Genomic DNA, 14,516 nt, shown 5'->3' on the forward strand with positions numbered 1-14,516 from the left:
TCCCCTACACTGCCTTCATGTTTCCAGACGGAAGCTTGATCAAGCGCAAAAAAAGCACCGCTTCTTAAGCTGCGGTGCCTTCGCATTATTTCACTAAATAATTCAAAGCCGTGCGTAATTGAATATCATTATCTTCATCCTGGATCTTTTCCAGTATGGCGGATTCAAGATGTGCCGCGGTTTTAGCGTCCAGCTTGCCAGTCACTTTCAGTCCAAACTGTTTTTGGAATGCTTTTACAGCGACTTCCGTACCCCAATCAAAATAACCATCCTCACGACCCGGTTCAAATCCAATTCCTTTCAGAATGCTTTGTGCATACTGGATTTGTTCATCGTTCATATCCCGCTGCAGGACCTTCTCAACGGCCAGCTGATGGGCATTAAAGTAATCTGGCTGTTTTACTTTGATTGTCGGTTTGATCCCCTTTTTATGGATCCAGTTGCCTGAAGGCGTCAGCCACTTATATAATGTAAGTTTAATCTTACTGCCATCACCCATCGGTACAGCTTGCTGTACTGTGCCTTTCCCGAAGGTCTTCTCGCCGACCAATGGATAGCCTCCCGCCTCCTGCATGGCGCCAGCCAGGATTTCCGAGGCTGATGCGCTGCCTTTATCCGTCAAAACGGCAATGGGATAATCTTTCGCTTTCTTAAGGCTTGTAAAAAACGATTGGGTTTCTCCCGTTCTTTCTGCAATTTGCAAATAGGGCTTTTCCTTTGTGATGAACTCGCCAAGAATCGTTTCCACACTAGAAAGAAGGCCACCTGGATTGCCTCGTACATCTATGACCAAGCCTTCGATTCCCTTCTTTTCCAGCTCCTTCATCTGTTTTTTGAAATCAGTGGCAGTATTCTCCGAAAATGTAGTCAACTCGATGTAACCTATTTGTTCTCCGGCGACTTCCTTAATTGATGAAAATACGGTATCCAATGGAATTTCAGCACGAACCATATTGAATTCAAGTGGATTGGCAACCCCTGCCCGCTTTATTTCCATTTTTACGGGTGACCCTTTTTCGCCACGGATTTTCAGGCGTGTTTCATATAGATCTAAACTTTCTACACTTACACCATTCACCTTAAGGATTTGATCTTTCGGCTTTAATCCAGCTTTTTCGGCAGGCGAGTCTTTGTAAGGAGATACAATTATGACCTTACCATCTTCCATGCCAATTTCAGTCCCTATCCCTTCAAAAGAGGAGTCCAAGGTTTCATTGAATTGCTTAGCGGTCTCCTTGTCCATATATACGGAATAAGGATCTTTCAACGCTGACAGCATCCCTTGGATGGCACCTTCCACCAGATTAGAACCGTCCACCTGTTCTACATACTGGCTTACGATCAAACCGTAAGCTTGTTCCACTTTTGCCCATTCCTTATCCTTCGGTATTGTTTGACTTTCTTCCTTTGCTTCATTCTTATCCGGGAAGCTTGTCCAATATATGCCCCCCACTGCTCCAATGGCTAGTGACATGATGATTGCTAGAGGAAGTACCCATTTTTTGACCATATTTATCCCCATTTCTGACCCTGATATGTATTTCACTATATGTGGGGATTGGAGTGAATATGCTTGAAGAAAATGATACACCACAAAAAAACAGATTAGGAATTTATCCTAATCTGTTTTTCCGATGATATATTGGGTATTAAATATTTATATAGTTTAAAGGATTAACAGCATTTGACTTGCTATAATTCCATGGCCCTTTATGTAACTCAAAGTGTAAATGCTGACCGGTTGAATGTCCTGTGCTACCCATGATGCCAATTTGTTGGCCTTTGGCAACAACAGAACCTTCGCTTACTTGTCTAGATCTTAAATGTGCATACACAGTAGTCCATTGCTGACCGCCGATTGAATGGGTAACAAAGACGACGTTACCGTATGTACTTGATAAGTAAGAACGGCTAACCACTCCGTCTGCAGCTGCTACAACTGGAACCGTTCCGCTAGCAGCAATATCGATGCCGGCATGCTGTTTATTCCAGCGTTCGCCCATTCTTGATGATACATATCCTGCACTTGGTCTAGTGAAAGTACCCGACGATACAGCTGGCACTTGACTTACATTAGACGAAGAGAGTGAAGGTGATGGTGATGAACTGTTGCTTTTTGCACTGGATTCTGAAGAAGTAGATTGTTTTTTAGATTCGGATGCTCGAGATGCTGCTTGTGCTGCCGCTTGAGCCGCTTCTTGCTCTGCACGTTTTTGCGCTTCGGCTGCCGCTTTTTTACGAGCTGCTTCCAATTCGGCAAGACGTTGATGCTCTAAGTTGATGGCTGACTTGATAGCCTTTTCTTGAGCAGCAAGATTCTCTTTTTCTTCCTCTAAGCCCATCTTCACATCTTCATGTTCTTTAGTTTGTTGCCTTAATTTCTTAACCAATGCATCCTTTTCTTGCTTCTGCTGCTTTTGTTGCATTTGAATTTCCAATAGTTCAGCTTTTGCCACTTGTAAACTGGCAAGCTTCGTTTCAACGGCATTTTGCTTTTCTTCCAGATCCTTTTTATCCAGCTCATGCTGTTTTAAAATATCCCTGTCGGCTTCAGCAATTGTCGCTACAGCTCCGACACGGTCAACTAAATCCCCAAAACTGGATGATCCGAATAATACTTCAAGATAGTTCACGTCCCCACCAGTCTCCTGGAAAGAAAGTGCCCTTTCCTTCAATACTTCATTACGTTTTGCGATCCGCTCTTTTAATACTTTAATCTCTTCTTTCAATGCCTCTATTTCTTTTTTCGTTTCTGTAATTTCAGCATTTTTAGCATCGATTTTTTTTGAGGACTCTGCAATTTTCGCTTCAATGGCCTCGATTTGTTCTTCTGCTGTCATTTGCTTATCCTGCAGGTTATCGATTTTCTTCATCGTGTCTGAAATATTCGATTCAACGCCCGAACGTTTTTCCTGAATGGATTCTTTCTGTTTTTGCAGATCCGAAATCGACTCAGCATGAACCGAAGGTGCCGCTAAAATGCTTCCCAACCCAATCATGATGGAGGCATTCATGGCAATGATATTTTTTTTCACGTTTCATTTCCCCTTTCAATCCCGTTACATCCAGTGCCTTGTAACGTCTCTCTATCTGTATCTGGCTTCTTTTAATATTCGAGTGTAAAGATGCTTTTTTATACTTTCAAGAACTTCCTAACGGACATCAAGCTGCCCCATATCCCGATAACGGCGCCAATTACAATGAGGATGGCCGAAACTTGATAAATAAATGGGTTTGCAGGCAGGAAATCTATGAATTTGAACGTAATCTGTGGTGCAGCATATTTATAAATATTGTAGTAGAGTGCAGCAATCAGACCGATTGGAATGATGGAACCGAGGATTCCCAACCATAGTCCTTCCAAGAAGAATGGCCAACGGATGAATGTATTCGTTGCTCCCACTAATCTCATGATCTCAATTTCTTTTCTTCTAGCTACAATGGTAATTTTAATCGTATTCGAAATCAGGAACATTGCAGTAAATAGTAATCCTACAATAAGAACGATCCCTATGTTTCTCGCGATATTCACGAATTTGAATAGTTTCTCGACGTAGCCTTGTCCATATTTAACACTTTGGATATAATCAAGACCTTCGATTTCCTTTGCCACCTTGATGACATCTTGCGGAGATTTCGTCTTGATGATATAAACGTCCCTTAATGGGTTGTCCTGTTCAAATGGTTTAAATGCATCACCATTATCGCCTAAATCATCTATTAAATTCGTAAGCTCTTCATCTTTTGGAGAGAAGATGACTGATTCAATGCCCTTCATCTTCGTAATCTTCCTACCAATATCTTTTATATCGTCATCATTCGCCGCATTATCAATATGTGCACGAACTTCGACATCTTTCTCCACATTTCCCGCGATATGATTTAAATTCATCATGAGCACTAAAAAGACGCCAACCAATGTTAGTGTGACCGTTACTGCACTGACTGAAGCAAACGTCATCCATCCATTACGGCCAATATTTTTAAAACTTTCACGGAAGTGACGGAGCAATGTTCTAAATTTCATATCCGTAATCACCTCGATGTTCATCGCGAACTATTTTTCCACTTTCAATGGCAATGACACGTCGTTTGATATTGTTGACGATGTCCCTATTATGTGTGGCCATGACAAGAGTAGTTCCGCGTTTATTAATTTCTTCAAATATGTTCATGATTTCCCACGATGTTTCAGGATCAAGATTCCCTGTAGGCTCGTCGGCTATGACTACCTTAGGATCATTGACGATCGAACGGGCTATCGCAACCCTTTGCTGTTCCCCACCAGATAACTCGGAAGGCAGCATCCTTGCTTTATGTTTAATGCCAACCAGATCAAGAACTTCCATGACTCTCTTTTTGATTTCTTCTGGTTCCTTTTCGATAACTTCCATGGCAAATGCTACATTTTCATATGCAGTGAATGTTTGAAGGAGTTTAAAATCTTGGAATACCATACCGATATTACGGCGGAATAGAGGAACTTTCGAATTGCGGATACTTGGCAGGCTAATGCCATTGACCAAGATATTACCGCTTGTCGGCTTTTCTTCCCTATACATCATTTTGATGAAGGTCGATTTTCCGGCACCACTGGGACCTACTACATAAACGAACTCGCCTGGCTTTATTTTCACATTGATACCATTAATGGCAATTACGCCATTTGGATATGTCTTTTTCACATCTATCATTTCTATCATTCTAAAACCACCTAATTTGCTTGTATTATCACTATGTATCTACAGCTTTTTCGACAATTTTCACTGAAATCTGACAGGAATCTCTCTTACTTGAGCACAGAAACATTATAACATCAAATTTTGTCAAATTAAGCATAAAAAATATTACAGTTTCATTTCAGTTAGACATATATCAACATCTATGTAATATTCCTAGGATTTGATTGCTTGATAAGGGATTAAATGTGGTTATTCGAGGATTTTAAAGGAGACTATACGAAATGAAACGTCCTGCTAAGCAGAACGTTTCATTGATCATTACTTATGGTCGGCAAGCCATTCCGCGACCATACTCGCTTCCTTGCCTTGGATTATAGCTTTTGGCATTGCACCTTGGCCATTCGCAATGACCTTTTCGATGTCCGCTTTTGATAGCCTCGAGCCGACCTTCGTTAAATTCGGTCCCACACCGCCTTCGAGATTCACTGCATGGCAGCTTGAACATTTGTTTTCGTAAATTTTCGCGGCATCACCAGCACCTGCCGTTGTCGTTTCGCTATTTTTAGCAGGCTCTTTATCTCCAGCATCATCATTTCCACCGCATGCTGCCAAGGCCAAAGAAGTACCCAGAACTAAGGCTAACCATTTCATTTTCATTGAATTTACCCCCTCTGATTTATACCAGTACAAGAACATTATACCAATTCCATTCCAGTTTAAAACCCTCCCCAAGTTCCTCCGATGCGTCGATTACAATTACAAACGCTTTAGGGTCAACTTGTTTCACCATTTGTTTCAATTTAGTGAATTCCGACTGGTCTATTACGCACATCAATATATAGGACGAGTATCATCCGTATAGCCGCTATATCCCGATATCCCTGTAACACCACCCCGGTCATGGCAATTATGGCCGAACCAACAATCACCCATCAATACTCCATTAACTTTTGCATTAAAGGATGCTTCGCCTCCCGGTTTCTTTTCCTCTATATATAGTATTGTCCGAACGAAGCAGAACATCCCTTTTCATATCCTGTTAATGTCAGCCAGAGGACGTGTTTAATAGGTCATTCAAGGATCTTTCATTCATAAGAAACCATAAAAAAGCCGGACCGCGAAAAGGTCCGACTTAATATCTTATAATTTTGAACGTAAGTACGCATCAATGAACATATCAATGTCCCCATCCATGACAGCTCCCAAGTTTCCGGTCTCCGCACTAGTACGGTGATCTTTAACCATGGAATACGGGTGGAAAACATAAGAACGAATTTGGCTTCCCCAGCCAATTTCCTTTTGCTCACCCCGGATTTCATCCAAATCCGCTTGTTGCTGTTCGATTTCACGTTGATACAATTTGGCTTTCAGCATATTCATGGCTTGGGCCTTGTTTTTGATTTGCGATCTCTCGTTTTGGCACGTTACCACAGTATTTGTAGGTAAATGGGTGATCCGGACTGCCGAGTCAGTTGTATTGATATGCTGACCACCTGCACCACTTGCCCGGTACGTGTCGACTTTCAAATCTTCCGTGCGTATTTCTATATTGATCGTCTCATCGAATTCCGGCATAACTTCACACGAAACGAATGAAGTATGGCGCCGTCCCGATGAATCGAAAGGAGAAATACGGACTAGACGGTGCACGCCCTTTTCCGCTTTCAAATAGCCATAGGCGTTATGGCCTTTGAAAATTAAAGTGACACTTTTGATTCCAGCTTCATCACCTGGAAGGTAATCAAGGGTTTCCACTTTAAAGCCTCTTTTTTCACCCCATCTTGTATACATACGAAGTAGCATGGAACCCCAATCCTGGGACTCCGTTCCGCCTGCACCTGGATGAAGTTCAAGAATGGCATTTTTCGAATCATATTCTTCACTTAGTAAAAGTTGAAGTTCAAAGTCATTCATCTTTTGTGAAAGAATCGTGATTTCTTCTTCCAGCTCAGCCAAAAGTTCTTCATCATTCTCTTCTTTCACTAGTTCATATGTCAAATCCAGATTTTCATATGATTCATTAAGGTCGGACAATTGATTCACTTGTTCTTTCAAAGCATTCGTTTCATTGATGACAGTCTGTGCTTTTTGCTGATCATTCCAAAAATCAGGATGTGTCATCTCATTTTCAAGCTGTGCGATTCGTGCCTCTTTTTCATCTAAGTCAAAGAGACCCCCTAAAGTCCGTTAATCGTTGCGCTGTCCGTTCGAGTTCATTTCTAATTTCTGCCAATTCCATTTCTCTTCACCTCATTAAGTATGTTAAAAAAAATCCCTGTAGAGGGATTCGCTTCATTACAAATTAACCTCTTCAAACTATATGCAAATATATTGCTTTATGCAAACTAAACATGAAAAGAGGCGGCAAGCGTTAAACTTTACCGTCTCATAATCATTATACACCTAACTTTAGCCTAAATTACCATGGCAATTCTTATATTTTTTACCGCTGCCGCATGGACATAACGCATTCCGGCCAACGTCTTCCTTTTTACGGGCAGGGGCCTTTTTCACTTTTCCCCCGTCTTCTTCCTTCGGGTTGACCGCTTGTCCTTTTATGACTTCCTTCCGCTCTAAATTGTTGCGGATTTCAGCCTTCATGATATATTTAGCGACTTCATCTTCCATAGAAGCAATCATGGCTTCAAACATTGCGAAACCTTCAGATTGATATTCACGTAACGGATCGATCTGGCCATAAGCACGAAGGTGGATCCCTTGGCGCAATTGCTCCATTGCATCAATATGGTCCATCCACTTACTATCGACTGCACGAAGAACGATTACTTTTTCGAACTCACGCATTTGTTCTTCGGATAGCTCTTCTTCTTTTTGGTCATAGCCTTCTTTCACTTTTGCTAAAATGAATTCAACCAATTCCAATTCATCTTTTCCATCTAAATCATTTACAGTGATTGAGCCTTCATTGAATAGGTTACCATTCAGGTAATCGACTAGACCTTGTAAATTCCAGCCTTCCTCATCGCCCATTGGTGCAAATGCGGCAACATTGCGCTGGATGGATGCAGTAATCATCTTTTCGACGATTTCACGTAGGTTCTCACTTTCCATTACATCGAAACGCTGCTTATAAATAATTTCCCGTTGTTGACGGAGAACATCATCATATTGCAGTAACTGCTTACGTGAATCGAAGTTATTGCCTTCGACCCGTTTCTGTGCGGATTCAACGGCCCTGGTCACCATTTTACTTTGAATTGGCTGGGAATCATCCATACCAAGACGTGCCATCATGCTTTTCATGTTATCCGAACCGAAGCGGCGCATCAATTCATCTTCCATTGATAAATAGAATTGAGTGACCCCTGGGTCTCCTTGACGGCCGGAACGACCACGCAACTGGTTATCTATACGCCTGCTCTCATGGCGCTCCGTACCGATGACAGCAAGTCCACCAAGCTCCTTGACACCTTCACCAAGCTTGATATCCGTACCACGTCCTGCCATGTTGGTAGCGATCGTGACTGAGCCTTGATTACCTGCATTCGCAATGATTTCCGCTTCACGTTCATGGTTCTTTGCATTCAAAACATCGTGAGGGATCCCTTTTTTAGATAAATAGGCAGAAATGACTTCAGATGTTTCGATGGCAACCGTACCGACAAGCACAGGCTGACCCTTTGTATAACGTTCGGCGATGTCTTCCACGACAGCCTTGAATTTTCCATCAGTTGACGCGTATATAAGATCTGCCCGGTCATCCCTAACGATATTCCTGTTTGTCGGGATCGCGATGACATTCATATTATAGATATTGCGGAATTCCTCTTCTTCAGTTTTGGCTGTACCAGTCATACCGGAAAGTTTTTCGTACATCCTGAAATAGTTCTGGAACGTAATCGTCGCAAGAGTCATGCTTTCATTTTGAATCTCAAGGCCTTCTTTCGCTTCAATCGCCTGGTGGAGACCTTCACTGTAACGGCGGCCCTTCATCAAACGGCCAGTGAATTGGTCAACGATGACAATCTCACCTTCCTGGACCACATAATCCACATCCAAATGCATGGAAACATGCGCCTTCAACGCCTGATTAATATGATGATTCAAAGTAACGTGACTAATATCGAACAAATTATCGATGTTAAACGCTTTTTCAGCTCGGTTCATCCCATCTTCGGTCAGCTGAACACCTTTTGTCTTTTCATCATACGTGTAATCCGTATCTTTTTGTAACGTTCTCACAAACGCATTGGCTTGAATATAAAGCTGGGCCGATTTTTGTGCGGAACCGGAAATGATCAAAGGCGTTCTCGCCTCATCGATCAAAATCGAATCGACTTCATCAATGACAGCAAAGTGCAATGGGCGCTGTACCATTTGTTCTTTATATAACACCATATTGTCACGTAGGTAATCAAAACCTAGCTCATTATTCGTGCTATACGTAATGTCAGCATTGTACGCCTCTTGTTTTTCTTCTTTAGAATGACTGTTCAAATTCAATCCGACGGTCAAGCCAAGGAAATCATACAATACACCCATCTCAGTGGCATCACGGTGTGCCAGATATTCGTTGACAGTAACGACATGTACACCTTTACCAGTAAGCGCGTTTAAATAAACCGGCATGGTGGAGGTTAATGTTTTACCTTCCCCCGTTTTCATCTCGGAGATATTTCCATCATGAAGCGATGCCCCACCCATGATTTGAACACGGTAAGGATATAAGCCCAGAGCACGCTTTGCCCCTTCACGCGCAACCGCAAAAGCCTCAACTAGCAGATCATCCACTGTTTCCCCGTTTTGATAACGCTCTTTAAACTCACCCGTTTTGGCACGCAGCTGTTCATCCGATAACGCAGCCGTCTTATCAGCCAGCGCTTCGACCTGATCAGCGATTTTTTCCAAACGCTTTATTTCCCGCTTATTCGGATCAAAAACTTTATTTAATATATTAAGCATTCAATAACGCTCCTCTATTATGGTAATGATCGTTCAATAACAAAATTCATATAAGTAAGAAGAAACACACCTTCTATTATTACAATCCACGCTTAATTTTACCACTTCTACCCTAGAGGTACAACTTCATGTCACTTACCTGGTATAGACCTGAATACAATTCTTGCGAAAAACAATGGATAAATGAAGAGTAAAACTGTTAAAATAAAAGGAAGTATAAAAAATATATTGCAAACTCCCCACTATTCCAAATGCAACTGAGAACTATCCATAACCTTCCATCACTAGATCTGTGTCCTTCTCTAGCGATAGCATGTCAAGGTAATCAAACCTTACAGGCTCCATGCTTTGAATGATTTAATGTGGGCTACTCAAACTTATAAGCAGAAGATAAATAGAACATGTTTCGAGGTGGTATTGATGATTGGTAAACGTGTAAAAAAACTGCGAGAAGAAAAGAAAATGTCCATGACTGAACTCGCCGATAAAGCGGGGGTGGCAAAGTCTTACTTAAGTTCGCTCGAGCGAAACTTACAAACGAATCCTTCTATTCAATTTCTTGAAAAAATCTCCGCCGTGCTTAACATTCCTGTTGATGCCCTTCTTTACGATGCACCAAATAAGGAAAACTTGGACACTGACTGGATGAAAATCGTTGAGGAGGCTATGAATTCGGGTGTATCAAAACAACAATTCAGGGAATTCATCGAGTTTAATAAATGGAGGAAAGATAAAGAAGAATAGTAGTTTAATAATCTACCTACATAATCCGGAAGAATACAGCTTGAATGAACCAGACTTGCTAGAATCTCATGGAAGAACAACCCTATAAACAGCTAATGAATTGAACCACTGTTTATAGGGATGTTCTCGCTCCTTTTCAGTACTCAACTTCCATCGTTCTCCTCTAATGTAACCTCAAGGCTTTCCCGTTCAAAAAAAGCACTAATTTCCTCTTTTTTGAAACCCAAGCTCCTTGCTTCTGAAATCAACTTTACCCATTCTTGATCTATTTCCACATTAGCCACCTCTTCTACCTCCTAAAATACTCTTTGTATTTCAGGCAGACCAGCCATCGTAGTCGCTAAACCTTAGACCTGTGCCTTTGCGCCCTAATCTTCCAATAAGTTTGCCTTTGTCGTGTTACTATTACCGAATACATTACTTTTAAACATATTATAACGGATACACACTCCATATATTGCTATTTTATGTCGGTAATCCATCTAAAAGCAAACCTTTTATCCGACAAAATATTACAATATTAGGAATATTTAATATTAATTCAATCATTATCAAAGTCCTATTCATATTCGCTTTTTTATAAAATGGGGGATACTGCCTTCATTAACCATCGATGGGGCGTATTAATTCTCTCTTTAGGTGCAACCAATTTTTTGCACAGTTAAGTCCTCACCGCAGATCGGGCAAAGCCACTTTCCATATTCGGCACTGCTAAAGGAAGCCCTATGGTATTTATGGCAATTGTTTCGATATAAAAAACGCCCCCCTCTGCACCTTTATCAAATGTTTTTTATTAAGAAACTACTCGTTCTCTTTAAAGAATTAACAACTTGAGCATAGTACAAAAGTTGGTGGTGTTTGAATAGGTAAAAATAATCATCTATCTCGTTAAAGAACAAGAATTGTTCGTTAATTACAGTCATTTTTTATACCTTTTGATTATATCCATTTAACTTTAGTAAAATAGTAATGAAATAATCATCGGCTAATGGGAAACTACCAAAATGTATAAAAAAGCACAACCCAGAGGCTGGGTTGTGCTTTCGATCTAAGATTAATATATTTAACTAGGTTCAATTAATCCGTAGCGTCCATCTTTACGTCGGTACACCACGTTCGTTGTGTTAGTATCCGCATTCGTATATACGAAGAAACTGTGACCAAGCATATTCATTTGTAAAATGGCTTCTTCACTGTCCATCGGCTTCAAATCAAAGCGCTTATTGCGGACCACTTCAATATCAGTATCCTCTTCGAATTCATCCACCACTTCGTCAACTTCCGTATTGAAGGCGAATGCCTCAGGAGTCGTAGATAGGTTGTTCCGGAACTTACGATTGACCTTCGTTTTATGTTTACGAATTTGGCGTTCAAGCTTATCATTGATTAAGTCAATGGCAGCGTACATATCCGCATTTTCCTCTTCAGCGCGAAGAACCAAATTCTGCATAGGGATCGTCACTTCGACTTTGGATGTATTATTGTTCACTTTCAAATTCACTAACACATTTGCATCTGGTGTATTGTTAAAATATCGTTCTAACTTGCCAATTTTCTTTTCGACGTATTCTCGAATTGCTGGAGTTACCTCAATGTTTTCACCGCGTACGTTGTAATTCATAAAGTGAGTCCTCCTTAAATTAAGACTATACAGTTAGATTCTACAATACCCCTCCGGTTCCCTTTAGAAACACATCATGAAATATGTCGAAATTATGAAGCAATTGTCGGAAGGTTTTGGAAAGGGTTGATGTCTGCCCTAGCTTCATTATATCAAATGCCTAGCAATAAAGAAAAAATTAAGCCTAAATTATTTACAGAAAATTTAAAAATATTTAACATAAAAACCGTTTGGAATCCAAACGGCTGGGTAATCAATTTCTTTTATCGTAGAACATGCCATCGATTGATAGACTTTCATAGGGGTTCGTGTATTTATTAGATGATTTTTTCTTCTTATTTATTTCCTGGATGTCCCGCTTTATCTCCAGCTTTTGGAGATAAAGCATGCGATCGACCTGTTCGTTAAGTAACATTGTTGCACGGCCAAGCTGTTGCTCTTCACCAGTAAAAGGCGGTTTGATTTGAGAAAGAAGTTCATCCCGCTGGTCAATCAGCTGTGTGAACCTTTCTATTTTATCTTCACGTTCTGCAATCGTCCGATCTTCCAAAACGGCAAGTAATTCAACAGTCAAATCATGAAAGGTTTGAATGGTCATTACACTTGACCGCTTTGTGTAAACTGTTTTTTCCGGTTCATCTGAATAACTTCCTTCCAGGTATTACGGAAGTCAGTAACGAGTCCCTCGACCTCTTCCAAGGCTGCAACATCATTTTTCATATTCGCCTCTATCAGACGTCGGTTCATGAAATCATACAGACTCATCATTTCCTTGGACACTTCGACATCCATATTCAGCGTCACCATCAATTCATGGACAATGTTTTGCGCCTTTATGATGTTGGTATTTTTCACTTCGATATTTCCCTCTTCAATTGCTTTTTTCCCAAGCATGATGAACTTTATGCAGCCATTATAAAGCATTAATGTAAGCTCTCCCGGGGATGCTGTATTGACTGAACTTTGTTGATATGATTGATATGGATTATTTATCGCCATATTTATCTTCCTTTCCGACTTGCCTTAACTAAAATAAGAAGCTAACGATGAACTTTGGCTGTTTGCCTTTTGAATCACTTTTTCCATGGCCGTGAACTGATTGTAGTAGCGCGATTCCAATTTCATTAACTTTGCTTCAAATGTTGATATTCTCTTATCCAACCCATCAACCAATTTTCCAATTGTAAAATTGTTATTAACATATCCGGCCTTTCCGGCCTTTTCAGTAATCACTTTCATGGATGATTCTATATCATCCCGTAACCGGCGCGCGAGGCCTTTATCGCTTTTCTCCGTTCCATTGGCCATGAACATATCATAAATCGCATTGGGATCTTCACTAATGGCTGCCCGGAGCTTGTCCTCATCAATCGTTAATTTACCGCCCTCCAAATAGTTCTTGGTCGTAGTGATACCCAAACTGCTGAGATTGTTTTTTCCTGAAATTCCATCCACCGAGGTGTATAGGGACGTTCTCATCGTAGTTAGGAGACTTTTTAGTGTTGAGTCACTTTTTAACGTTCCGCTCTTCGCTTTCTCATCCCACATCTTCACTTCATCTTCTGTCATTGCCTTCTTTTGCTCAGTAGTAAGCGGGGTAAAGGAGCGATATTTCGCTTCACCTGTTTTATCCTGAACCTTTTTAATGGTTTCATTGTATTTATTCACAAACTGAGTGATTGTATCCAAGATGGAATCCACATCAGCCGTTGAAGAGAATGTGATGGTATCCGTCGTTTTCTGCTTAACCGTTATTTCCACTCCATTGATTTGAAACGTATTCGAAGGCCGGGAAATGTCCAGTCCATTATAAGTAATCGATGCATTTTCCCCTTTTGCGCCGCCAGCCCCTTCATTATTACTGCTCATTTTTAACACAGCAAAAAAATCTCCGCTACCCCCTAATTCAATTTCAGGGCGATCATTTACATCTCCGGTATTTTTAGCAGTGATGGAAAACTTCTGGGAGGTTTCATCAAAAAATAGAGTCACTCCCGAGTTAGCATTAATTTTATTAATAACACTCTCTAGCGTATCGTTTTCATTAAGAGTAAGCGTATACGGTTTGTCCATTGTTACTCCATCTTTTACTTTCGTATCAAAACCGCCATCTTTATTTATAGCCAGTATCGTAATATCTTGAGGAGTCGTGATACCCAATTCCGATAGTTTCTTTTTGGAATCAGTAACTGCTGATTTATCTGTACTGGTCATGGTTGCTGCTTTGGCAAGCCCATTCACCTTGATATTTCCAGTAAAATCACTGGTCGATCCCACATTTCTCACCGATACTGCATCTGGATTCGATACCGATATTTTCTTTTTAATAAAGGAAGACTGCTTCCCAACCCCATCACGAATGAGTCTATCCAATTCTGATAAAGATGTATTTATCGAGCGGTAATCATCCCGCTGCCACTCGGAATACTGCTTTTTCTGTGTTAATTTATCCAAAGGCACCCGTTCCGCCTGCATCATACTCTTAACTAATTCATCAATGTCCATTCCACTCGCAAAACCACTGATTCTTACCACAATCAATCACC

General features: G+C 40.8%; 13 protein-coding genes, 1 pseudogene and 1 riboswitch. Of the genes and pseudogenes, 1 reads left to right on the forward strand and 13 read right to left on the reverse strand.

The genetic code is table 11. The features are described 5' to 3' along the window. Positions 1-85: 85 nt before the first annotated feature. The 8 genes and pseudogenes from SB775_RS03685 to secA all read right to left on the reverse strand — a co-directional run bounded on the left by SB775_RS03685 (position 86) and on the right by secA (position 9,605). Positions 86-1,510, reverse strand: coding sequence for a S41 family peptidase (locus SB775_RS03685; protein ID WP_061465583.1), 1,425 nt, complete (start codon positions 1,508-1,510; stop codon positions 86-88). 139 nt (positions 1,511-1,649) lie between these two features. Further along, complete coding sequence (locus SB775_RS03690) at positions 1,650-3,035, reverse strand: murein hydrolase activator EnvC family protein (RefSeq protein ID WP_410860560.1); 1,386 nt, start codon at positions 3,033-3,035, stop codon at positions 1,650-1,652. Between the two features lie 98 nt (positions 3,036-3,133). Next, complete coding sequence (ftsX, locus tag SB775_RS03695) at positions 3,134-4,027, reverse strand: permease-like cell division protein FtsX (RefSeq protein ID WP_061465585.1); 894 nt, start codon at positions 4,025-4,027, stop codon at positions 3,134-3,136. Next, a complete protein-coding gene (ftsE, locus tag SB775_RS03700; RefSeq protein ID WP_089361962.1) occupies positions 4,017-4,703 on the reverse strand; it encodes a cell division ATP-binding protein FtsE in 687 nt (228 codons plus the stop codon). The genes ftsX and ftsE overlap by 11 nt, the downstream gene beginning before the upstream one ends. A gap of 297 nt (positions 4,704-5,000) precedes the next feature. Next, positions 5,001-5,339 carry a cytochrome c551 gene (gene cccB / locus SB775_RS03705; protein ID WP_061465586.1) on the reverse strand — a complete coding sequence of 113 codons (339 nt, stop codon included), beginning with the start codon at positions 5,337-5,339 and terminating at the stop codon, positions 5,001-5,003. 19 nt (positions 5,340-5,358) lie between these two features. Then, a pseudogene (locus SB775_RS03710) lies at positions 5,359-5,573 on the reverse strand (YitT family protein); the annotation flags it as partial. Positions 5,574-5,822: 249 nt separating this feature from the next. Continuing rightward, positions 5,823-6,921, reverse strand: a protein-coding gene (gene prfB, locus SB775_RS03715) for a peptide chain release factor 2 (RefSeq protein WP_250211727.1) whose coding sequence is annotated in 2 segments (ribosomal slippage) — positions 5,823-6,857 and positions 6,859-6,921 — 1,098 coding nt in all. Because the reading frame shifts where the segments join, the coding sequence is not laid out codon by codon here. Positions 6,922-7,091: 170 nt separating this feature from the next. Beyond that, a complete protein-coding gene (gene secA / locus SB775_RS03720) occupies positions 7,092-9,605 on the reverse strand; it encodes a preprotein translocase subunit SecA (RefSeq protein WP_317777121.1) in 2,514 nt (837 codons plus the stop codon). A 420-nt stretch (positions 9,606-10,025) separates the two neighbouring features. Between secA and SB775_RS03725 the strand changes: the two genes are divergently transcribed. Continuing rightward, positions 10,026-10,349: a helix-turn-helix domain-containing protein gene (locus tag SB775_RS03725; RefSeq protein ID WP_061465590.1), complete on the forward strand. Its 324-nt coding sequence runs from the start codon at positions 10,026-10,028 to the stop codon at positions 10,347-10,349. Positions 10,350-10,492: 143 nt separating this feature from the next. Here SB775_RS03725 and SB775_RS03730 read toward each other — a convergent pair whose 3' ends face one another. The 5 genes from SB775_RS03730 to SB775_RS03750 form a co-directional block, all read right to left on the reverse strand. Continuing rightward, entirely contained in the window at positions 10,493-10,633 is a 141-nt protein-coding gene (locus tag SB775_RS03730; RefSeq protein WP_081108949.1) for an anti-repressor SinI family protein, read from the reverse strand. Between the two features lie 31 nt (positions 10,634-10,664). Then, a riboswitch (cyclic di-GMP riboswitch) is annotated at positions 10,665-10,749 on the reverse strand. A gap of 663 nt (positions 10,750-11,412) precedes the next feature. After that, entirely contained in the window at positions 11,413-11,970 is a 558-nt protein-coding gene (hpf, locus tag SB775_RS03735) for a ribosome hibernation-promoting factor, HPF/YfiA family (protein WP_061465591.1), read from the reverse strand. Between the two features lie 253 nt (positions 11,971-12,223). After that, entirely contained in the window at positions 12,224-12,568 is a 345-nt protein-coding gene (gene fliT / locus SB775_RS03740) for a flagellar protein FliT (RefSeq protein ID WP_410860561.1), read from the reverse strand. Then, complete coding sequence (fliS, locus tag SB775_RS03745) at positions 12,568-12,969, reverse strand: flagellar export chaperone FliS (protein ID WP_410860562.1); 402 nt, start codon at positions 12,967-12,969, stop codon at positions 12,568-12,570. The genes fliT and fliS overlap by 1 nt, the downstream gene beginning before the upstream one ends. A 24-nt stretch (positions 12,970-12,993) precedes the next feature. After that, the gene (locus SB775_RS03750) at positions 12,994-14,505 is read right to left on the reverse strand and encodes a flagellar hook-associated protein 2 (RefSeq protein ID WP_410860563.1); all 1,512 of its coding nucleotides are present in this window, start codon (positions 14,503-14,505) and stop codon (positions 12,994-12,996) included. Positions 14,506-14,516 lie beyond the last annotated feature (11 nt).

Source organism: Peribacillus sp. SIMBA_075, from assembly GCF_046534585.1.

Bases quoted from the DNA above. Each gene is read 5' to 3' on its own strand.
- SB775_RS03685 (WP_061465583.1), bottom strand. From the start codon at position 1,510: ATGGTCAAAAAATGGGTACTTCCTCTAGCAATCATCATGTCACTAGCC.
- ftsX (WP_061465585.1), bottom strand. From the start codon at position 4,027: ATGAAATTTAGAACATTGCTCCGTCACTTCCGTGAAAGTTTTAAAAAT.
- ftsE (WP_089361962.1), bottom strand. From the start codon at position 4,703: ATGATAGAAATGATAGATGTGAAAAAGACATATCCAAATGGCGTAATT.
- cccB (WP_061465586.1), bottom strand. From the start codon at position 5,339: ATGAAAATGAAATGGTTAGCCTTAGTTCTGGGTACTTCTTTGGCCTTG.
- secA (WP_317777121.1), bottom strand. From the start codon at position 9,605: ATGCTTAATATATTAAATAAAGTTTTTGATCCGAATAAGCGGGAAATA.
- SB775_RS03725 (WP_061465590.1), top strand. From the start codon at position 10,026: ATGATTGGTAAACGTGTAAAAAAACTGCGAGAAGAAAAGAAAATGTCC.
- hpf (WP_061465591.1), bottom strand. From the start codon at position 11,970: ATGAATTACAACGTACGCGGTGAAAACATTGAGGTAACTCCAGCAATT.
- fliT (WP_410860561.1), bottom strand. From the start codon at position 12,568: ATGACCATTCAAACCTTTCATGATTTGACTGTTGAATTACTTGCCGTT.
- fliS (WP_410860562.1), bottom strand. From the start codon at position 12,969: ATGGCGATAAATAATCCATATCAATCATATCAACAAAGTTCAGTCAAT.